The following is a 22,060-nucleotide window of genomic DNA, read 5'->3' on the forward strand; positions in this document are numbered from 1 at the left end:
GAGGGGATTAAGTCGCAAACGGCAAACAAGGCCTAAACGACTTAATCCCCTCCGTCCCCTTTTTCTGTGAAATCAGCGGATCACCGTCACCCGTGTCGGCAGTTCCCAGGTTCCACCGGGAACGCCACGGCACAGGCCGCCACTGATCGCCGAGGTCGCAACGAAGCGCGTGCCATCCCAGGTCCACGTTTCATCCGACACGCAGTCGGCCAGGCCGCGGCCCTTGTGCGAGGCGACAATCTGCCCGTCGCCGTAGTCGATCGCATCACTGGTCACCCACTGCGGCTGGTAGGGCGCTTTCTCACCGATGACCCAGTAACCATCGCCGGTGTTGTAGGCCGCGCGCCAGCAGGGAACGTTGACCAGCAGGTGCTTGGCATCCAGACGTTGGATCTGCAGTGGCGAATTGCTGATCGAAACATCCGGGTCGGCGTCGAGCAGACCTTCGCAGCTGGGTTCTTTCAGGGTGGCGCGCAGCGCTGCACGCAGCGCCGGTGACGCGGCCAGCTTGGCGAATGCCGGGTCGTCCGGCGGCGTCGACATGGTCGCTGCCTTGCGCACCACGGGTTTGGCAACGGCGGCAGGCACGCTGCTTTCGTCCGCAGTACCCTTGCGCATCACCGCGCCCGGCGTACCGACGCGGCCCTGCAACTCGTCGCTCTTCAACAGCACTGCTGCTGCGCCCTTGTCCGACAGCGGCCAGGCATGGCCGGCGGCATCGACAACCGTGATGCCGCCATCGCGCACCAGCGCCGACAGCACTGCGGTGGTCTGCGTTGGGCTCAGCGCATAGGTGCCTGGCTCCTTGGCCGGCGCCAGCACGCCGAGGTCACGCTGCTGGATGCGCAGGTGCAGCACGCCCTTGGGCTGCGGTTGGTCATCGATCGGCTGCAACGACACGCGGCCGTTGATGGCTTGATCGGGGCCACCCTTCCGCGTCAGCAGCACGCTCAGGGTGCTGTCATCGCCACTGGCGTAGCCGGCCGCGCGGCAGGTGCGGGTGTTGTCGCAGGCCACGACCCAGTCGTGATGCTGGAAATACAGCCCGGCAGGCGCATCGACGGCGCCGGCGACCAACGGCCAGGACAGCGCCAGCAGGGTGGGAAGCAGGGGGTAACGCATGGGCATCCTTGCGCGGGATCGGGAAGTCGCACATGGTGCGCCCAGGGGCGGCGAAGAGCCAGCATCGAATCGCATTAACCCCATCCCTCCGTCTGGTGCGTTGAAGCAATCACGATCCCATTGGAGTCCTGTCATGGTCTTCGCCCGATGCTGCACCGTACTGCTGTTGGCCCTGGCAACCTGGCCGGCTTCGCCCCAGGCGTCGCGTCGTCCGGCACCGCCGATCGCCTCCACGCCGCTGCTGATCGCACCCGCGGCGGAACAGCCCGTGCAGCTGCGACGGGCGCGCATCGAGGGCGAGGTGCAGGCCGGCATCGCCCAGACCCGGATCACCCTGGAATTCCACAACCCCAATCAGCGCGTGCTGGAGGGTGAGCTGCAGTTCCCGCTGGGCGAGGGCCAGCAGATCACCGGCTTCGCTCTGGACATCAATGGCGAGTTGCGTGAGGCGGTGCCGGTGCCCAAGGATCGCGGTCGCCAGGTGTTCGAGCAGATCGCCCGTCGTGGCGTCGATCCGGGCCTGCTGGAGCAGACTGCCGGCAACCAGTTCCGGCTGCGCGTGTATCCGCTGCCGGCCGGCGGCAGCCGCCGTGTGCAGCTGGTCGTACGCGAGCCGCTGGCATACGCCGGACAGGGCTGGCGTTGGACACTACCGCTGCAGTTCGTCGCCGGCGCCGCTGCCGCTGAACTGGACGTGCGGGCACCGAAGGGTGCTGTCACCGGCAGCGCACCGTTCCGCATCGCCGATGGCCGCCTGCACTGGCAAGGACGCGGTGCGCAGCTGCCGGGCCAGCTGCAATGGACGCTGCCGGCCGAGCGCAAGGCACAGGTGCAGGTTGCGCGCTGGCAGGACGGTCATTACCTGCTGGCACAGCTGCCGATGCCGACGTCGGCCGCGCCGCGCCGTGTGCCGTCGGAAGTGGGTCTGCTGTGGGACGGTTCCGGTTCCGCCGGCCAGCGCGACCGCACTCGCGAGTTGGCGCTGCTTGATCGCTACTTCGTGGCGATGGGCGACGGCAATGTCGCGCTGACCGTGCTGCGTAATCGTGCCGAGCCCGTGCGTCATTTCCGTATACGTAGTGGTGACTGGAGTGAACTGCGTCGGGCGTTGCTGGCGGTGCAACCGGATGGCGCCAGTGCATTGGCGCAGTGGCAGCCGCAGCCGGGGGTCAAGGAGTATCTGATGGTCAGCGATGGTCTGCTGACCTATGGGCCGGAGGCGCTGCCGACGCTGGCCGCCGACCAGCGCCTGTTCGCGATCAGCAGTGCCGGTGCACGCACCGATGCCAACCGCCTGCGCGGTTGGAGCGAGGCGCATGGCGGCAGTTTCGTGGCACTCGGCAGCGATGTCGATGCCGCCGCACGGGAACTGCTGTCGGTACCGCTGGATGTCCAGATTGATGCCGGCCGTGGCGTGCAGGATGTGGTGGTCGACCGCCGCAGCCAGGCGCAGGGCTGGCTGTGGTTGCATGCGCGGTTGGCGGCCGAAGGGGTGCCGATGCGGGTGCGCGTGGCTGGCGGCGAGTGGCAGGCACTGCCTGCGACGCAGAAGAACGAAGACGGTGATCTGCTGGCCGGCCTGTGGGCACAGGCGCGCCTGCAGCAGCTGTCGACCGACCGCCGTGGCAACCGCGAGGCGATGCAGCGCCTGTCGCAGCAATTTGGTCTGGTGGGCCCGGACACCTCGCTGATCGTGCTGGAGACACTGGAAGACTACCTGCGCTATGCAATCCGTCCGTCGGGCAAGCTGCGCGCCGAGTACGACCAGCGCTTCGCGCGCCAGGTTGCAGACCGCGATGCGGCCGACCGCCAGCGCCTGGACAAGGTGGTGACGCAGTGGCAGCAGCGCCAGCAGTGGTGGAGTCGCAGTTGGCCGAAGGGGGCGCCACCGCAGGTGGATTCGAAGGCGCTGGAGGTGGCGGCGGGCGCCCCGCCGGCCCCCATGGCGATGCTGGTTGCTCCGGCGCCGGCTGCAGCGGAGATGCAGTTGGATGCAGCCACTGCGCGCCAGCGTTCGGTCGCACGCCCGGCACCGGCACCAGCGCCCATGCAGGAAGCAGCCGCCGATGCGATGGCGGCCGAGCCGGCCGCCGCCAATGACGGCCAGCTGGGAATCAAGCTGGCTGCGTGGCAGCCGGATTCGCCGGTTGCCCGCCGCCTGCGCCAGGGCCCGGCGTCGCAACTGTACGACCGCTATCTCGCCGAGCGCGCGGCGAACGCCGACAGCAGCGCGTTCTTCCTCGACGTGGCCGACCTGTTGATCGAACAGGGGCAGCGCGATCTTGCCCTGCGCGTGCTCTCCAACCTGGCCGAGATGGATCTGGACAACCGCCATCTGCTGCGCGTTCTCGGTTATCGGCTGATGCAGGCCGACGCTCCCGCGCTGGCGGTGCCGGTGTTCGAGCAGGTGCTGGCGATGGGCCAGGAAGAACCGCAGAGCTTCCGTGACCTGGGCCTGGCGCTGGCCGCAGCGGGCAAGCCGCAGCAGGCGCTGGCGCCGTTGTATCAGGTGGTCGTGCGGCCCTGGGATGCTCGTTTCGACGGCATCGCGCTGATCGCCCTGGATGAGCTGACCAACCTGGTGGCCGGCAGCAAGCCGCGCCTGGATACCCAGGGCATCGACCCGCGCCTGCTGCAGGCGATGCCGCTGGACCTGCGCGTGGTGCTGGCCTGGGATGCCGACAACAGCGACATGGATCTGTGGGTGACCGACCCGAACGGTGAGCGCGCCTACTACGGCAACCGCCTGACCTATCAGGGCGGGCAGATGTCGCAGGACTTCACCGGTGGCTATGGCCCGGAACAGTTCTCGCTGCGCAACGCCAAACCGGGCAAGTACAAGGTAGAGGCGAACTACTTCGGCAGCCGCCAGCAGCTGGTGACCGGTGCGACGACGCTGATGCTGCGCCTGACCACCCATTGGGGCACGCCGAAGCAGAAGGACCAGAGGGTGACGATGCGGCTGAAGGACCGCGCCGAGACCGTGCTGGTCGGCGAATTCGAAGTGAAGTAGAGCCACGCCATGCGTGGCTGTCGCAGCCCTCGCCTTGTGGAACCGAGCTTGGCTCGGTTCCACGGGGTGCAGACATTACTGCGCCGGCACCGTGCGCACTGCAGGCAACGATAGCGGATCAGCACGCAACCCGAACAGCGGCCGCAGCCAGCGCACGCGCCGCACCAGCAGTTCGTGGATCAGCAGGCAGCCGCCGACCGTGCCGACCAGTAGCAGTGCCGGTTCGGCCCACGGTCCCAGCTGCAGGGGCTTGAGCCAGAACAGCAGGACGATGATCAGGCTCTGATGCAGCATGTACCAGGGATAGATCGCCTCTGTGCAATACGGCAGCCAGCGGAACGGGCGGTCCAGGAAGACCTTGCCCCAGCCCAGGATCGCAAGCAGCGCGGTCCAAACATACAGCGACTGGCTGGTCCTGACCTGCAGGTCCCAGAACGGTTCGGGCCATTGGCGCAGCGGTGAGTCCGCCGACAGCACCTGGCCGAGGATGCGCAGGCCCATGTACCAGCCGACGGCGGTCAGTGCCAGCCACATGGTGGTACGGCGCAGTGCGACCACGCGTTCCCAGAACACCGGCTCGCGACCGAGCAGGTAACCGGCCAGGAACACCGTCGCGTACTTGGCGTGCTGGTACCAATCGCCGAGCAGGGCGTTGGTGGACGGGTAGATCGGCTCGAGCCACACGACCCAGGCCAGCAGCAGGGCAGAAGGGATGCCGATCAGCAGCGTCGGTGATGCCGCCATGCGTTCGATCCCACGGCGCACCACTGCCGTCCGCAGCAGTGGCATCAACAGGGCCAGCACGACGGTGTAGTTCCACAGATAGGCCAGATACCAGAGATGGTTCCAGGTGATGCCGTACTGCCAGCCGGCGAAGCTGCCTTCCGGCCATGGCCGCACCTGCCAGTAGCGCAGCAGGAAGTGGCCGAAACCAGGCGTCACGTGGCCGTTGGCCACGCCCTCGCAGTAGGGCTGGATCGGCACGATCACGAACATGCCGAACAGCAGAGGCAGCAGCAGCTTCCAGGTACGCAGGCCGGCGAAGCGCAGCAGCCTGGTCTCCGGCCGCATCAGTGCGATGGCGATGCCCGAGATCAGGAACAGCAGCGACATCCGCCAGCGGTTGACGAACACCATTGGCCACTGCAGCCATTCGGCGGTGTGCACGCTCTTGAGGTGGAAACCCCAGTCGTCCACATAGGCCATACCGGTGTGGTAGAGGATGAGCAGGGTAAAGGCGAATACGCGCAGGGCGTCGATGTCGTGGCGTCGATTCATGGTCGTGGTGGGTCGATGAGTAAGGCCACGGTGAGCGTGTATCGGGGCGTCATCCATCGGCAGGGGGCGGCCGGGACCGATTCAGTGACCAATGGCGGACGCCGCGGGACGAATGGAGCCGCTACCCTCGAACCCTTGATGCACGCTGGAGCGCCCGTAAGACATGGATGCAGCAATGGCCAAAGGCAGCCCCACGCGTTGGCGTACGTCCACCCGTCTGTTGGTGTGGGCGGCGATCCTCTCGGCCTCGGCAGTGACCAATGCCTTGGTCGAAGTGATGGATGCCAGCCGCCGCGGCGCGGATCTCAGCCTTTGGGAGCCGATGATCTGGGAGTTCAGCAGCCTCAGCCTGATTCTGTTGACCCTGCCGCTGTTGTGGTGGGGATGCGAACGCTGGCCGCTGCACGCCGATACCTGGAAGCGGCGTTTGCCGCTGTATCTACTGGCCAGCGTGGGCTGGTCGTTGCTGCATGTGGTGGGGATGATGTTGCTCCGGCACCTTGCCTATGCGGCGATGGGCTATCGCTATCAGGACGATGCCGGCTGGTCGGAGCGTTTTGCGTACGAATACTTGAAGGATGTGCGCACCTTCGCGATGTTCGTGGCGCTGGAGCACTTTGCCAGCTGGTTCGGTCGGCGCAGACAGGGCGAGGCGAGCCTGCTGGCCGAGCCCGACGTCGGCCCGCCGGTCGAGCCGGTCGATCGTCCCGACCATTTCCTGGTGCGCAAGCTGGGCAAGGAGTTCCTGGTGGCCACGGCCGACGTCGAGTACGCCCAGGCCGCCGGCAACTACGTGAACCTGCGGGTGCGCGGCCATGATTACCCGCTGCGGATCACCATGGCGGTGCTGGAAGCGCGGCTGGACCCGGTCCTGTTCCTGCGCAGCCACCGCAGCTGGCTGGTCAACCGCGGCCAGCTGCGCTCGATCGAACCGCTGGATGGCGGCGAGGCCTTGCTGCACATGGCCGATGGGGCCAGGGTGCCGTGCAGCCGGCGCCAGCTGCCGCTGCTGCGCCAGGCCTTGGGCGGATAGGGGCGTGGCAGGCGGCACCGGCTTCTGCGCCGGTTCACCCCGGCCTGCGGTATCATTTGCAGTCATCTTTTGAATGCATAACCGCCGACATGATCGAACTGAATCCTGTCCGCCAGCGCATCGCCGATCTGACCGATCGCGTGTTGTCGCTCCGGGGGTATCTTTGACTACGACGCCAAGAAAGAGCGTCTTGAGGAAGTAACGCGGGAGCTGGAAAGCCCCGACGTCTGGAACAACGCCGAATACGCCCAGAACCTGGGGCGCGAGCGCTCGACCCTGGAAAAGACCGTGGGCGGCATCGCCGCGGTGCTGGAAGGCCTGAGCGACGCCACCGAACTGCTGGAGCTGGCCGAGTCCGAGCAGGACGAGGACACCGCGCTGGCCGTGGTGGCCGACCTGGACAAGCACCAGGCGCACGTGGAGAAGCTGGAGTTCCAGCGCATGTTCTCCGGCCAGATGGACACCGCTCCGGCGTTCGTCGACATCCAGGCCGGCGCCGGTGGTACCGAAGCCCAGGACTGGGCCGAGATCCTGCTGCGCATGTACCTGCGCTGGTGTGAATCGCGTGGCTGGAAGACCGAGCTGATGGAAGTGTCCGGTGGCGACGTCGCGGGCATCAAGTCGGCCACGCTGCGCGTGGAAGGCGACTACGCCTATGGCTGGCTGAAGACCGAGACCGGCGTGCACCGTCTGGTGCGCAAGTCGCCGTTCGACTCGGACAACCGCCGCCATACCAGCTTCACCTCGGTGTTCGTGTCGCCGGAAGTGGACAACAACATCGAAATCGACATCAATCCGGCCGATCTGCGTACCGACGTGTACCGCTCGTCCGGTGCCGGTGGTCAGCACGTCAACAAGACCGAGTCGGCGGTGCGTATCACCCACATCCCGACCAACACGGTCGTGGCCTGCCAGACCGGCCGCAGCCAGCACCAGAACCGCGACAACGCGATGAAGATGCTGGCCGCCAAGCTGTACGAGCTGGAAATCCAGAAGCGCAATGCCGAGCGTGATGCGGTGGAAGCCACCAAGTCCGACATCGGCTGGGGCAGCCAGATCCGCAACTACGTGCTCGACCAGAGCCGTATCAAGGACCTGCGCACCGGCATCGAGCGTTCGGATACGCAGAAGGTGCTCGATGGTGACCTGGACGAGTTCGTCGAGGCCAGCCTGAAGGCCGGCCTGGCGGTCGGCTCCAAGCGCATCGATGCCTGATGCGTGCCCGGCGACAGCGGTACCGTCCGCTGCCCGGGCCCTGCGTTGCGGGACGTCATGGGCGTCCCGCAATGCTGTTGATACCTGCAGGGCAGGGTGATGATGCGCAGTGAAGCCGAACGCAAGGAATTGGGAGGCTTTCTCAAGGCCTGCCGTGCGCGGGTCGAGCCAGCAACGTTGGGCCTGCCAGCGGGGCGCCGACGCACGCCGGGCCTGAAGCGCGAGGAAGTCGCGCTGGCGATCGGGGTCAGCGTCAGCTGGTACACCTGGATCGAGCAGGGCCGCGAAGTGCGCGCCTCGCCCGAGGTGCTGGAGCGCCTGGCGCAGGTGCTGCGGATGAGCGACGACGAGCGCGCGTACGCGTTCGCGCTCTCCGGTTATGGCGTGCCGCTGGAATCGCCCGACGAGACGGTGACCGACGGCCTGCGCCAGTTGGTGGAGGCGATGCAGCCGATCCCGGCCTACGTGCGCAATACCCGCTTCGACATCCTGGCCTGGAACCCGGCCATCGCCGATCTGTTTGTCGACTACGGTCAGTTGGCACCGCATGAGCGCAACACGCTGCGGCTGATGTTCCTGTATCCGCCGTACCGCACGCTGATCCTCAACTGGGAAGAAATGACCCGCGGGCTGCTGGCCAGCTTCCGCGCGGCGATGGCGCAGGCACCGGACAAGGCGCCGTTCCTGGCGCTGGCCGAGGACATCGGCACGCACAGCGAACAATTCCGTGAGTGGTGGCCGGAGCACGATGTCCGTCGTTTCGACGAAGGCGCGAAGAAGCTGAACCATCCCACGCGTGGGTTGCTGGACCTGCAGTACGTGGCGCTGGTGCCAGAGAGCCGGCACGACCTGTCTCTGGTGACTTACCTGCCGCGCAGGTAAAGCGTTTGGCGGGGCAGTGTCGGATTGCCGCGATCGAGTAGATCCACGCCATGCGTGGATGCTTTTCGATTTTAATTCGAGATATTCGATCTCGATGGAAATTCATCCACGCATGGCGTGGATCTACTGTGTCGACCAAGGTCGACACCTACCAACAGCCGCGGGAAATTGTCGAAGGTAGGGCGCAGCCCCGCCGATAACCCCATTCAGGCAGGTAAGTGCGGGTCACAGGATATGCAGACGCCTTGTTGCTGCCATCGAACGGGTCCACATTCGTTGTCAGGAAACGGGCAGCCGCCCGTTGTCGAGACAACAGGAGACCTGCATGTCCGCTTCCCCCGCAGCCCCCGCTGCCATTTCCCGTGATCCGGCCACCGGCCAGCAGATCGCCAGCCACCCCTTCGCCACTGACGCCGAGCTGGAAGCGATCCTTGATCGCGGACAGGCCGGCTTTGCTGCCTGGAGTGCGCAGTCACTCGAGCAACGCGCGAGCGTGCTGCGTGCGATGGCGGCCGTGCTGCGTCGCGACCGTGAGCCGTTGGCCGCGCTGGCCACCGCCGAGATGGGCAAAGTCCACGCCGAGTCGCTGGCCGAGATTGAGAAGTGCGCGGTCCTGTGTGACTGGTACGCCGACAACGGCGCGGCGTTCCTCCGCGACGAGCCGACCGCGGTGGCCGACAACAAGGCCTATGTCTCCTACCTGCCGCTGGGCGTGGTGCTCGGCATCATGCCGTGGAACTTCCCGTACTGGCAGGTGATGCGCGCGGCCGTGCCGATCCTAATGGGCGGCAACGGCTTCCTGCTGAAGCCGGCCGAGAACATCGTCGGCACCGCCGGGCTCCTCGCCGCTGCGTGGCGCGATGCGGGCCTGCCGGACGGCACCTTCATCGCCGCCAACATCAGCCGCGAGGGCACCAGTGCCGCCATCGCCGATGACCGCATCGCTGCCGTGACCCTGACCGGCAGCGTCGCTGCGGGGCGCAGCATCGCCGCACAGGCCGGGCAGGCGCTGAAGAAGGTGGTGCTTGAACTGGGTGGCTCGGATCCGTTCATCGTGCTGGCCGACGCCGACCTGGATGCCGCGGTCGATGCCGCGGTGGCCTCGCGCTTCCAGAACACCGGGCAGGTGTGCATTGCCGGCAAGCGCATCATCGTCGAAGCGCCGGTGTACGAGCGCTTCGTGGCGTTGTTCTGCGAGCGGGTGCAGGCGCTGACCGTCGGCGATGGCCGCGAGGCCGGTAACCGGATCGGTCCGATGGCCCGGCAGGACCTGCTTGAACAGCTTGATGCGCAGGTGCGTGCCTCCGTCAAGGCCGGTGCGCAGTTGCTGGTGGGCGGCAAGCAGCTCGATCGCCCCGGCAGTTTCTATGCGCCCACCGTGCTGGCCGGCGTCGAGCCGGGAATGCAGGCGTTCGATACCGAGACCTTCGGGCCGGTGGCGTCGATCAGTCGCGCGCGCGATGCCGACCATGCGGTGGAACTGGCCAACCAGAGCGAGTTCGGCCTCAGTGGCAATCTGTGGACGGGTGACCATGCCCGTGCGATGCAGCTGGCACGCCGGCTGCAGACCGGTGGCGTGTTCGTCAACGGCTTCTCGGCCTCCGATCCGCGCGTGCCGATCGGCGGCGTGAAGAAGAGTGGCTTCGGCCGCGAGTTGTCGCACTTCGGTATCCGTGAATTCGTCAACGCGCAGACGGTGTGGTTCGACCGCCGTTGACGCGGGCCGTCCACGCTTGCTGTCAGCATCCCTGCAACGTTCCATCATCACGCATTGCGAGAAGGACGTCATTCCATGTCCAAGGGTTCAGATCTGCTCGTCGCCGCACTCGAAAACGAGGGTGTCGAGCGCATTTTTGGCATTCCCGGTGAGGAGAACCTCGATGTCGTCGAGTCGCTTCGCCACTCCAGCATCGAGCTGGTCATCACCCGCCACGAACAGGCTGCCGTGTTCATGGCCGCCACCTACGGCCGCCTGACCGGCAAGCCGGGCGTGTGCCTGGCCACGCTCGGCCCGGGTGCACTGAACTTCACCACCGGTGCCGCCTATGCGTTGCTTGGCGCGTGGCCGGTAATCATGATCACCGGGCAGAAGGGCATCGTTGCCAGCAAGCAGGCGCGCTTCCAGATCGTGGACATCGTCGGCACGATGAAGCCGCTGACCAAGTCCGCGCGGCAGATCGTCTCGGCACGCACGATTCCGATCATCGTCCGCGAAGCGTTCCGTACCGCGCAGGAAGAACGCCCAGGACCGGTGTTGCTGGAACTGCCCGAGGACATCGCGGCGATGGAGGTCGAGGACGTTGCACTGATCCCGCCACACCCGGTGGATCGGCCGATCGCCAGTCCCGAGGCGCTGGATCGTGCGGCGCAGATCATCCGCGACGCCAAGCGGCCGTTGCTGGTGATTGCGTCGGCGGCGTCGCGGCCACAGTCCAGCGAGGCGCTGTCGGCCTTCGTGCTGCGCGCCGGCATTCCGTTCGTCACCACGCAGATGGGCAAGGGCGCAGTGGCCGGCGGCTCGGGCCTGTACATGGGCACGGCGGCGCTGAGCGAGCGCGACTACGTGCACATGGCCATCGACCAGGCCGACGTGATCGTGACCATTGGCCACGAGGTTACGGAGAAGCCGCCGTTCGTGATGCGTCCGGGGGGGCGCACGGTCATCCACATCGGCTATTCGCAGGCCGCAGTGGAGCAGGTGTACTTCCCGCAGGTGGAGGTGATCGGCGATATCGGCCGCTCGCTGACCCTGCTGGCCGACCGTATCGAAGGCAAGGTCGACAACGCCGCGGCGCTGCTGCCGTTGCGCGCGACGATCCTGGAGCACATCGCCGATCGTGCCGAAGAGGCGGGCTTCACTCCGCAACGGCTGGTGCATGACGTGCGGCAGGTGATGCCGCCGGACGGCATCGTGGCGCTGGACAACGGCATGTACAAGATCTGGTTTGCGCGCAACTACCGCACCCAGGTGGCGAACACGCTGCTGCTGGACAATGCATTGGCAACGATGGGCGCGGGCCTGCCGTCGGCGATCATGGCCTCGATCCTGTACCCGCAGCGCCGCGTGCTGGCGGTGTGTGGCGATGGCGGTTTCATGATGAACAGCCAGGAGCTGGAGACCGCGCGGCGGCTGGGCCTGAACCTGGTGGTGCTGATCCTCAATGACGGCGCCTACGGCATGATCCGCTGGAAGCAGGCGGTGGACGGCTTCGCCGACTACGGCATGACCTTCGGCAATCCGGATTTCGTCAAATACGCCGAGGCCTATGGCTGCCAGGGGCACGAAGTGACGGCGATCGAGCAGTTCATTCCCACGCTGGAAGCGGCGTTCACGGCGGGCGGCGTGCATCTGGTGTCGGTGCCGATTGATTATTCGGAGAACCAGCGGGTGCTGGTGGACGAACTGCGGCAGGCGTTCCCCGGGAACGGGTGAATCCGGGGCATGGCCCGGTAGGTGTCGACCTTGGTCGACACACGGTAGGGCGCCAACCAAGGTTGGCGGCTACCAGTGCGTCGGTGCCGCGATATCCGGTAGGTGTCGACCTTGGTCGACACACGATGAATCGCCAACCAAGGTTGGCGGCTACCGGAGCAGGGGCGGCCCACGGCAGGGGAGGGGCCGCCCAGGGGCCGGGGCAGGGCGCTTTTGGTATGCTGGGCAACCGGCTGCGCCGGGCGCAAGACTCCCCCTCACTACACGATTCCCGCAGATCCATGAGCGAAGCTACCGATACCCCCCCCGTCGACGAAAACAAGTTGATCGCCGAGCGCCGTGAGAAACTCAAAGCGCTGCGTGGGCAGGGCATCGCGTACCCGAACGACTTCCGTCGCGAGGACTTCGCCGGCAGCCTGCAGAACGAGTTCGCCGATGCGGAGCAGTGGACCGCCGAAACCCTGGAAGGCAACGGCCGCCAGGTGAAGATGGCCGGTCGCCTGATGGCCAAGCGGGTCATGGGCAAGGCCAGCTTCGCCCAGATCCAGGACGAATCCGGCCGCATCCAGCTGTTCCTGCAGGGCAGCGTGCTGGGCGATGCCTACACCGCCTTCAAGGGCTGGGACGTGGGCGACATCATCGCTGTCGAAGGTGGCCTGACCCGTACCAAGACCGGTGAGCTGTCGGTCAAGGCCGAGTCGATCCGCCTGCTGACCAAGTCGCTGCGCCCGCTGCCGGACAAGTGGCATGGCCTGGCCGACGTCGAGCAGCGCTACCGCCAGCGCTATGTCGATCTGATCGTGACGCCGGAGTCGCGCGCGGTGTTCATCAAGCGCTCGAAGATCATCCGTGCGATGCGTGCCTGGCTGGACAACCGCGACTTCCTCGAAGTCGAAACGCCGATGATGCATTACATCCCCGGCGGCGCGGCGGCCAAGCCGTTCACCACCCACCACAATGCGCTGGACCTTGACCTGTACCTGCGCGTGGCGCCGGAGCTGTACCTCAAGCGCCTGACCGTCGGTGGCCTGGAGCGCGTCTACGAAATCAACCGCAACTTCCGCAACGAAGGCGTCAGCACCCGCCACAACCCGGAATTCACCATGATGGAACTGTACGAGGCCTATGCCACGTACAACGAGATCATGGACCTGACCGAAGGCGTGATCCGTGACGTGGCGCAGTCGGTGAATGGCTCCACGGTGGTCGAGTGGGACGGCGCCAACATCGACCTGGGCCCGGCGTTCCGCCGCTGGCGCATGGACGAGGCGGTACGCCACCACAACCCGGAAATCTCCGCGGCCGACTGCACCGACCGTGACGCGCTGCTGCGCCATTGCGAGCGCCTGAAGATCCGCGTCAAGCCGTCCTACGGCTGGGGCAAGCTGCTGCTGGAGATCTTCGAAGCCACCGTCGAGCACACCCTGATCCAGCCCACCTTCATCACCGATCACCCGGTGGAGGTCTCGCCGCTGGCCCGCGCCAACGACAACGATCCGGGCTATACCGACCGCTTCGAACTGTTCGTCAACGGCAAGGAACTGGCCAACGGTTTCTCCGAGCTGAACGACCCGGAAGACCAGGCCCAGCGCTTCCAGGCGCAGGTGGCGGCGAAGGAAGGCGGCGACGACGAAGCCATGCACTACGACGCCGACTACATCCGTGCGCTGGAGTATGGAATGGCGCCGACCGGAGGTCTTGGCATCGGTGTCGATCGGCTGGTGATGCTGCTGACCGGCAGCAGCTCGATCCGCGACGTGTTGCTGTTCCCGTACATGCGTCCGGAGCAATAACCGGCTTTTTCGGCGTCTGTTTGTGCGCGCCGTCTCGGTTTGAGACGGCGTGATTGACGCGTCCCGCACTCGGCGTATCGTTATTGCACAACTTTGACACCGGCTATGGCTTGATGGCGTCAGGGGAGGCCGCAATGTGGAGAATCCGCTTCACACTGTGATGACGATCATGAATCGGGGAGCTTGTGACGGGAGTCGAGCCGATGCAGGGTGCCAGCGTGCACAGCGGCGGGGTATCCTCGCCCGCTGACCTTTCAGCATGGTCGAGAAAGCAGGCAGAGAACGCCTTGAACATCGTCATCGTCGACGACCAGACTTCCGCACGGACGATGCTTCGTCACGTCATCGAGGACATCGCGCCGGAACTGAGCGTGCATGACTTCGGCGATCCGTTGACCGCGTTGGCATGGTGCGAATCGTACCCGGTCGACCTGCTGCTTCTCGATTACCGCATGCCGGAGATGGACGGGCTGGAATTCGCCCGCCGCTTCCGTCGGCTGCCCAAACATCGCGATATTCCGGTGATCCTGATCACCGTGGTCGGCGACGAGCCGATCCGCCAGGCAGCGCTCGAAGCCGGCGTGATCGATTTCCTGGTCAAGCCGATCCGCCCGCGCGAGTTGCGCGCACGCTGCTACAACCTGTTGCAGTTGCGCCAGCAGACCGAGAACGTGAAGCAGCGTGCGCTGTCACTGGAGCAGCGACTGCTGGCCAGCATGCATGAGGTGGAGGAGCGCGAGCGCGAGACGCTTTCGCGGCTGGCACGTGCGATCGAGTTCCGTGATGCCGGCACCAGTGCCTACCTTGAACGGATGGCGCGCGTGGCTGGCCTGATCGCCGAGCAGCTGGGCCTGCCGGAAGACGACGTCAAGCTGATCGAAATGGCTGCGCCGCTGCATGACATGGGCAAGATCGCCATTCCCGATGCGGTGCTGCTCAAGCAGGGCAAGCTCAATGATGAGGAGCTGGCGATCATGCGTCGGCATCCGCGTATTGGCCATGAACTGCTCAGTGGCAGCCAGAACCGCTTCATCCAGGTCGGTGCATTGATCGCGCTGCGCCACCATGAGCGTTACGACGGCAGTGGTTATCCCGATGGCCTGGTCGGCGATGCGATTCCGCTGGAGGCACGCATCGTCGCCGTGGCCGACGTGTTCGATGCGCTGATCTCGCCGCGCCCCTACAAGGAAGCGTGGACGATGGAAGCCACCATGGCCTACCTGTACGCCCAGCGTGGGCGCCTGTTCGATCCGCGGTGCGTGGACGCGTTGCTGCGCGGTCGCGAGCAGCTGGAACAGATCTGCGCCGAGCACTCCACGGCCTCTGCACGGCCGGGACTGGGCGCGTGAAACGCCTGCTGTCGCGCTTGCGGTTGCGCCTGTCCCAGCGCCAGGACAGCGAGCACGGGCAGCAGATCGTCCGCATCGTCCTGATCAGCCTGATCCTGGCTTACGTGCTGCTGCCTTCGGCGCGGCATGATCTGCCGCATACGCAGTATGTCGGTGTACTGGCGATCGTGCTGACCGGCCTGAGCCTGTCGCTGCTGTTGTTTGGCTGGCTGCTGTGGCGACCGCAGCGCTCCGATCCGCGCCGCGTACTGGGCATGCTGGCCGACTACGGGCTGATCGCCGCCGGCATGATCCAGATGGGTGAGCCACTGTCGTGGGTCTACATCGTGGTGATGTGGGTGACGGTGGGCAACGGCATGCGCTTCGGCAACAACTATCTGTATGTGGCCGTGGCGATGGCGATGGTCAGCTTCGGCAGTACCGCACTGTCAACCCCGTACTGGCAGCAGAACGCACGCTTGGCCATCGGCCTGTGGCTTGGCCTGGCCGCGGTTCCGCTGTATTTTTCCACGCTGCTGCGGCAGTTGACCGAAGCGATGGCCGAGGCGCGGCGCGCCAGCGAAGCCAAGAGTCGATTCCTGGCCAACATGAGCCACGAGTTTCGTACCCCACTCAATGGATTGAATGGCATGACAGAAGTGTTGGCGACCACGCGCCTGGATGACGAGCAGCGTGAGTGCGTGAGTACCATCCAGGCGTCATCGCGCAGTCTGCTGGCGCTGGTCGAGGAAGTGCTGGACATCTCGGCGATCGAGGCTGGCAAGCTGCGCGTCGTTGCCGAGGATTTCGTTCTTTCCGAAGTGATCCAGGCCATCGGCCTGATCCTGTTGCCGCAGGCCAAGGCCAAGCGCCTGGACTATCGGGTGAAGGTGGCCGAGACCGTGCCGCCGACGCTGCGCGGCGATGTCGGGCATCTGCGGCAGATCCTGCTCAACCTGGCCGGCAATGCGGTCAAGTTCACCGACCACGGCCGGGTCGAGATCCGCGTCAGCGTTGTCCACGCCGACACCCAGGGTGGGGTGCGGCTGCGCTTCGACATTCTTGACACCGGCATCGGCGTCGCACCGGCGATGCGCCCACGCCTGTTCGAGGCCTTCGAGCAGGCCGACGTCAGCATGGCCCGTCGTCATGAAGGTACCGGCCTGGGCACGACCATCGCCAAGGGACTGGTCGAAGCGATGGACGGCGAGATCGGTTACCTGGACAACCCACCGCAGGGCAGCCACTTCTGGGTGGAGCTGCCGTTTGCGCCACCGCAGCCGGTGGTGCCGGGTGCGGTGCCGACCCTCGCTGCGGGCGACGAAGCCGGTGCCGGCGGCAATGTCATCGCGTTCGCTGATCCGTTCCTGCGTCATCGCGCGCGCGTACGCAGCATGCAGATCCTGGTGGCCGACGATCACGAGGCCAACCGCATGGTGCTGCAACGGCTGCTGCAGAAGGCCGGGCACAAGGTGCTGTGCGTCGATGGTGGCGAAGCGGTGCTGGATGCATTGGCCGAAAGCGAGTTCGATGCGGCCATCGTCGATCTGCACATGCCGGGCATGAGTGGCCTGGACATGCTGAAGGAGCTGCGGGTGATGCAGGCCGGTGGCGGCCCGCGCACGCCGGTGCTGGTGCTCAGCGCCGACGTCACTCCTGAGGCGATCCAGCGCTGTACCCAGGCCGGTGCACATGCGTTCCTGGCCAAGCCTGTGGTGGCCGTGCGCCTGCTGGACACCCTGGCCGAGATCGCCAACAACGCCCAGCTCAAGTCCAGTGCGCCGCCGATCGTGCGGACCGTCACCAACCTCGATGGCGTGCTTGATACCGGCGTGCTTGATGAACTGGCGTCGCTGGGAATGGGCGAGGGTTTCGAACGCGAGTTCATCCGCCAGTGCCTGGATGATGCCGAATCGTGCCTGCGCAAGGCCGAAGGCGATGGCGAAGCGGCACGCTGGGGCGCTTTCCGCGAGCAGTCGCATGCGATCAAGGGCGTAGCCAGCAACCTGGGCCTGGTGCGCGCGTCCAACCGCGCCGGTGAGTTGATGCGGATGGCCGACTGGCAGCTCAAAGCCGAATGGCGGCAGCGTCTTGCGGTGCTGCAGGGGGCAATCAAGGAAGGCCGACACGCGCTTGATGCGCGCGCCGAACGCAAGGCACGCGGCGTGGCCGACGACGGCGAACGCTAGCGCCGGGCCTTCCCGGCCTGTGCGGTGGATTGCCCATGCTCGCACGGCCCATAAAAAAAGCCCGGTGGCCAGCCGGGCTTGAACCCTGCGGGGGAGGGGAACGTATCAGGCCACATCCAGATTGGCGCGTCGGTTCTGGGCCTTGATCAAACGGTCCATGGTGCGCAGCGAACGATCGCCCAGGGCCAGTGCCGAATCGACCCAGACCTTGGTGATTTCCAGCAGTTCGTCGTAGCTGACCGTCTGCGCCAGGTTGCGCGCGGCATTCATCGCCAGGTACGACTGCGGCAGGCGCTGCTGCTGGCGGATCATCTCTTCCACTGCACTGCGACCCTCACCTTTCCTGACCAGCACGTCGACCACGCCCATCGCGTGCATCTCCTCGGCGCTGTAGACACGGCCGTCGAGGATGATCTTCTCGGCCAGCTGCGGCGACACCCGGCGGCACAGGAACGAGTAGGCGCCCATGCCCGGGAACAGGCCGAACAGCACTTCGGGCAGGCCCATGCCGCAACCTTCCTCGGCCACGATGGTGTGGCAGGCCAGGGCCATTTCCAGGCCGCCACCCAGTGCATCGCCCTGGATCAGGGCGATCGAGCGGACGTCGCCGCCGAAGCCGGTGTGCAGGTGGTGCACGCCTTCCACGCAGCGTTGGGCGTAGGTCAGCAGCAGATCGCGGTTGCCCTCCCGGATCAGGCGGGTGAACAGGTCCAGGTCGCCGCCGAGGTTGTAGGCGGCGGCGTCGGAGGCCAGCACGAAATGGCGCAGCTGGCCGCTGTGGCGTTGCGCCGGGCCGCGGGTGATGGCGCTCATGTAGCTCCACATCTCGTCCAGCATGTCCTTGCGGCAGCAGGGACGCACGCCGGTGGAGGCGTCGGCGTGCATGAACAGCCAGTGGGCGGCGCCGTCGGCGCTGTCCTGGGTGCGGATGGTGGCATAGGGCGAACCGCTGCTGGGCAGCTTTTCGATGGTACTCATGGAAGGGTCCTCGGCGGTGCGGCCCGCAGATCAAGGTGGTGGCCGGCGGGCCGAACGGTCCACTCACGCGGCGATGCTACACCGGCCCCGGGCCAGCGCACGCGAAAAGGCCCGGGTCGCTGCCGACCCGGGCCTGAGTGCGTTCAACTTTCCGGAAACCCTTACGGGGCGGGCGTATCGCGGAGTTCGCGACGCAGGATCTTGCCGACGTTGGTCTTCGGCAGCTCTTTTCGGAATTCAACGATTCTGGGGTGCTTGTAGCCGGTCAGGTTGGCCCGGGCGTGTTCCTTGACCATCTCGGCGGTCAGGTTCGGGTCCTTCTTGACGATGACCACCTTGACCACCTCGCCGGACTTCTCGTCCGGTACGCCCACTGCGGCCACTTCCAGCACGCCCGGCATCATCGCGATCACGTCTTCGACTTCATTGGGGTACACGTTGAAGCCGGACACCAGGATCATGTCCTTCTTGCGGTCGACGATGTAGAAGAAGCCGTGCTCGTCCATCTTCGCCATGTCACCGGTGTGCAGCCAGTCGTCGGCGTCGATGGCCTTGGCGGTTTCATCCGGGCGCTGCCAGTAGCCCTTCATCACCTGCGGGCCGCGGATGCACAGTTCGCCCACTTCACCCAGCGCAAGGATGTTGCCGTTGTCGTCCTTGATGCAGGCATCGGTGGACGGAATCGGCAGGCCGATCGAGCCGTTGTACTCGGCCAGGGTAAGCGGGTTGATGCAGGCCGCCGGTGAGGTCTCGGTCAGGCCGTAGGCCTCGACCAGGGTGACGCCGGTGGTCTTCTTCCAGCGCTCGGCGACCGCGCGCTGCACGGCCATGCCGCCGCCCAGGGTCACCTTCAGCGAGGAGAAATCGACGGTGTCGAAGCCGGGGGTGTTGAGCAGGCCGTTGAACAGCGTGTTGACGCCGGTGATCGCGGTGAAGCGCACCGATTTGAGCTCCTTGACGAAGCCCTTCATGTCACGCGGGTTGGTGATGAGGTGGTTGCAGCCACCGAACTTCATGAAGACCAGGCCGTTCGCCGTCAACGCGAAGATGTGGTACAGCGGCAGGGCGGTGATGATCCATTCCTTGCCCATCTCGATGCCCGATGCGCTGATCCAGGCCGAGGCCTGCTGCATGTTGGCAATCAGGTTGCGGTTGGTCAGCATCGCGCCCTTGGCCACACCGGTGGTGCCGCCGGTGTACTGCAGGAACGCCACGTCGTCGTGGTCGATCTCGACCTTCGGCAGGGTGTGGCGGCTGCCCAGCTTGAGCGCCTGCTTGAAGCGGATCGCGCCCTTCAGATGGTAGTTGGGCACCATCTTCTTGATGTACTTGAGCACGAAGTTGACGATCGCGCCCTTGGTGCCGAGCAGGTCACCCAGGCCGGTGGTGACCACATGCTTGACCGGCGTATCGGCGATGACCTGTTCGACGGTGTCGCCGAAGTTGTCCACCACCACGATCGCGGCCACCCCGGCATCGACCAGCTGATGCTTCAGCTCGCGCGCGGTGTACAGCGGGTTGACGTTGACCACGGTCAAGCCGGCACGCAGCACGCCGAAGGTCGCCACCGGGTATTGCAGGCAGTTGGGCATCATCAGGGCGACGCGGTCGCCCTTCTTGAGCTTCAACTCGCCCAGCAGGTAAGCGGCGAACTGTTCGACCAGGGCGTCGGTCTCACCGTAGGTGAGGGTCTTGCCGAAACTGGAGTAGGCCGGTCGGTCGCGGTACTTCGCGACGGAGGCGTCGAAGACCGAAACCACCGAATGGAACTCGTTGACGTCGATTTCGGCGGGAACGCCTTTCGGATAGCTCTGCAGCCAGGGACGATCCAGACTCATATTCCCCCTCCAGGAATCGTAATGATGGGTGCGGCGCGGACAGTATCCGCCAGAACCGCTCTCCGCAGCATACCGTCCCGTAGGGAAAACGCGAAGAGGCCCCGCAAGGAGCCTCTGCATTTCGGGTAGTGCCGGCCGCTGGCCGGCAATCACGGTGATCGGCGGCGTGGACAGTGCCGGCCAGCGGCCGGCACTACCCGCGTCATGGGCAGGCCGCTTGCGTCAGCCCTGCGAGCGCACCGGCGCGCCGTTGGCCTTGTAGTACGGCGCAGTGCTGCGCGGCAGCGGGGCGCGTCCACGGATCACATCGGCCAGCTTCTCGGCGATCATGATGGTTGGTGCGTTGAGGTTGCCGGTGACCACCTGCGGCATGATCGAGGCATCGACGATGCGCAGGCCTTCCAGGCCATGCACGCGACCCTGGGCGTCGACCACCGCCATCGGATCATCGGCGTGGCCCATCTTGTTCGAGCACGATGGGTGGTAGGCGGTCTCGGCATGCTCGCGCACGAACGCATCGATCTGCGCATCGGTCTGCAGCGCGCTGCCTGGCGAGATCTCGCGGCCGCTGTACGGTGCCAGCGCCGGCTGCGCGAAGATCTCGCGGGTGATCCGGATTGCCGAACGGAATTCGCGCCAGTCCTGGTCGTGCGACATGTAGTTGAACAGGATGCTGGGATCTTCGCGCGGATCCTTCGAGCGCACGTGGATGCGGCCACGGCTGGGCGAGCGCATCGAGCCGACATGCATCTGGAAGCTGTGCGCCTTGATCGGATTGGAGCCGTTGTAATTGATCGCCACCGGCAGGAAGTGATACTGCAGGTTGGGCCAGTCGAATTCGGCATCGCTGCGGATGAAACCGCCAGCTTCGAACTGGTTGCTGGCGCCGATGCCGCTGCCCAGGAACAGCCATTCGGCGCCGATTGCCGGCTGGTTGTACAGCTTCAGTGCCGGGGCCAGCGAGACCGGCTTCTTGCACTCGTACTGCAGGTACATTTCCAGATGGTCCTGCAGGTTGGCGCCGACGCCGGGCAGGTGGTGCACCAGGTCGATGTCCAGGCTGCGCAGCAGGTCGGCCGGACCAACGCCGGAGCGCTGCAGGATCTGCGGCGAGGCGATGGCACCGCCGCAGAGCAGCACTTCGCGGCGTGCGGTGGCGCGCTGCGGCTGGTCGTTGTGCAGCCACTGCACGCCCACTGCGCGCTTGCCCGAGAACAGGATGCGGTCGGTCAGCGCGTGGGTGACGATGGTCAGGTTCGGGCGCGGCTTGGCCAGGTCCAGGTAGCCACGCGCGGTGCTGGAGCGGCGGCCCTTCGGCGTGACGGTGCGGTCCATCGGGCCGAAGCCTTCCTGCTGGTAGCCGTTGAGGTCGTCGGTGCGCGGGTAACCGGCCTGCACGCCGGCCTCGACCATCGCCGCGAACAGTTCGTTGTTGCCGGCCTTGGGCGTGGTGACGCGCAGCGGGCCGTCACCGCCGTGGTAGTCGTTGGCGCCGATGTCACGGGTTTCGGCCTTGCGGAAGTACGGCAGGCAGTCCAGGTAGGTCCAGTCTTCCAGGCCTGGCATGCCGGCCCAGTTGTCGTAGTCCATCGCGTTGCCGCGGATGTAGCACATGCCGTTGATCAGCGACGAACCGCCCAGGCCCTTGCCACGACCGCAATCCATCCGGCGGTTGTTCATGAAGGGCTCGGGATCGGTCTTGTAAGCCCAGTTGTAGCGGCGGCCCTGCAGCGGGAAGGCCAGTGCGGCAGGCATCTGGGTACGGAAGTCGAGCCGGTAGTCCGGGCCACCGGCTTCCAGCAGCAGCACGCTGACATCGGCATCTTCGGTGAGGCGGGTGGCCAGCACATTGCCGGCCGAACCGGCGCCGATGATGATGTAGTCGTACTCGTTATGGGTGCTCATGGTTGCTCTCCTGCAGGCCGGGCGCGCTGCATGCAGGCGTCCCGGCGGAATGT

The 22,060-nt window shown here is 65.9% G+C and carries 14 protein-coding genes; 9 read left to right on the plus strand and 5 right to left on the minus strand.

Annotated elements, in window-relative coordinates:
* Window positions 1-72: 72 nt before the first annotated feature.
* Window positions 73-1,122, minus strand: coding sequence for a DUF1176 domain-containing protein (locus ACEF39_RS09525; RefSeq protein ID WP_500287773.1), 1,050 nt, complete (start codon window positions 1,120-1,122; stop codon window positions 73-75).
* Between the two features lie 133 nt (window positions 1,123-1,255).
* Here ACEF39_RS09525 and ACEF39_RS09530 point away from each other — a divergent pair, with 133 nt between their 5' ends.
* On the plus strand, window positions 1,256-4,135 hold the full coding sequence (locus ACEF39_RS09530) for a DUF2135 domain-containing protein (RefSeq protein ID WP_500287774.1): 2,880 nt from the start codon (window positions 1,256-1,258) through the stop codon (window positions 4,133-4,135).
* Between the two features lie 75 nt (window positions 4,136-4,210).
* Here ACEF39_RS09530 and ACEF39_RS09535 read toward each other — a convergent pair whose 3' ends face one another.
* Window positions 4,211-5,413, minus strand: coding sequence for an acyltransferase family protein (locus ACEF39_RS09535; protein WP_500287775.1), 1,203 nt, complete (start codon window positions 5,411-5,413; stop codon window positions 4,211-4,213).
* A 175-nt stretch (window positions 5,414-5,588) separates the two neighbouring features.
* Between ACEF39_RS09535 and ACEF39_RS09540 the strand changes: the two genes are divergently transcribed.
* The 8 genes from ACEF39_RS09540 (at window position 5,589) to ACEF39_RS09575 (ending at window position 17,286) form a co-directional block, all read left to right on the plus strand.
* Window positions 5,589-6,446 carry a LytTR family DNA-binding domain-containing protein gene (locus tag ACEF39_RS09540; RefSeq protein ID WP_500287776.1) on the plus strand — a complete coding sequence of 286 codons (858 nt, stop codon included), beginning with the start codon at window positions 5,589-5,591 and terminating at the stop codon, window positions 6,444-6,446.
* 89 nt (window positions 6,447-6,535) lie between these two features.
* Window positions 6,536-7,661 (plus strand): peptide chain release factor 2 gene (gene prfB / locus ACEF39_RS09545; protein WP_099818762.1). Its coding sequence is split into 2 segments (ribosomal slippage): window positions 6,536-6,610 and window positions 6,612-7,661, totalling 1,125 coding nucleotides; the frame shifts between segments, so codons are not numbered across the junction.
* 99 nt (window positions 7,662-7,760) lie between these two features.
* Window positions 7,761-8,543: a helix-turn-helix transcriptional regulator gene (locus ACEF39_RS09550; protein ID WP_100465254.1), complete on the plus strand. Its 783-nt coding sequence runs from the start codon at window positions 7,761-7,763 to the stop codon at window positions 8,541-8,543.
* A gap of 325 nt (window positions 8,544-8,868) precedes the next feature.
* Complete coding sequence (locus ACEF39_RS09555; RefSeq protein ID WP_500287777.1) at window positions 8,869-10,260, plus strand: NAD-dependent succinate-semialdehyde dehydrogenase; 1,392 nt, start codon at window positions 8,869-8,871, stop codon at window positions 10,258-10,260.
* Window positions 10,261-10,335: 75 nt separating this feature from the next.
* Window positions 10,336-11,976 (plus strand): acetolactate synthase large subunit, encoded by a 1,641-nt coding sequence (locus ACEF39_RS09560; protein ID WP_108266093.1) that lies wholly within the window; start codon window positions 10,336-10,338, stop codon window positions 11,974-11,976.
* A 281-nt stretch (window positions 11,977-12,257) separates the two neighbouring features.
* Window positions 12,258-13,769, plus strand: a complete 1,512-nt coding sequence (gene lysS, locus ACEF39_RS09565; RefSeq protein ID WP_500287778.1) for a lysine--tRNA ligase — start codon at window positions 12,258-12,260, stop codon at window positions 13,767-13,769.
* Window positions 13,770-13,972: 203 nt separating this feature from the next.
* On the plus strand, window positions 13,973-15,118 hold the full coding sequence (gene rpfG / locus ACEF39_RS09570) for a cyclic di-GMP phosphodiesterase response regulator RpfG (RefSeq protein ID WP_025878945.1): 1,146 nt from the start codon (window positions 13,973-13,975) through the stop codon (window positions 15,116-15,118).
* Window positions 15,115-17,286 carry a response regulator gene (locus tag ACEF39_RS09575; RefSeq protein WP_500287779.1) on the plus strand — a complete coding sequence of 724 codons (2,172 nt, stop codon included), beginning with the start codon at window positions 15,115-15,117 and terminating at the stop codon, window positions 17,284-17,286. Before rpfG ends, ACEF39_RS09575 begins: the two co-directional genes overlap by 4 nt.
* A 105-nt stretch (window positions 17,287-17,391) precedes the next feature.
* Here the strand turns inward: ACEF39_RS09575 and ACEF39_RS09580 are convergent, their stop codons facing one another.
* The 3 genes from ACEF39_RS09580 to betA form a co-directional block, all read right to left on the minus strand.
* Window positions 17,392-18,264, minus strand: coding sequence for a crotonase/enoyl-CoA hydratase family protein (locus tag ACEF39_RS09580; RefSeq protein ID WP_500287780.1), 873 nt, complete (start codon window positions 18,262-18,264; stop codon window positions 17,392-17,394).
* Between the two features lie 161 nt (window positions 18,265-18,425).
* A complete protein-coding gene (locus ACEF39_RS09585; RefSeq protein WP_500287781.1) occupies window positions 18,426-20,102 on the minus strand; it encodes a long-chain fatty acid--CoA ligase in 1,677 nt (558 codons plus the stop codon).
* Between the two features lie 222 nt (window positions 20,103-20,324).
* On the minus strand, window positions 20,325-22,007 hold the full coding sequence (betA, locus tag ACEF39_RS09590; RefSeq protein ID WP_500287782.1) for a choline dehydrogenase: 1,683 nt from the start codon (window positions 22,005-22,007) through the stop codon (window positions 20,325-20,327).
* Between the last annotated feature and the right edge of the window lie 53 nt (window positions 22,008-22,060).

Origin of the sequence: Stenotrophomonas indicatrix (assembly GCA_041545745.1) — a bacterium.
Classification (GTDB): Bacteria; Pseudomonadota; Gammaproteobacteria; order Xanthomonadales; family Xanthomonadaceae; genus Stenotrophomonas; species Stenotrophomonas indicatrix_A.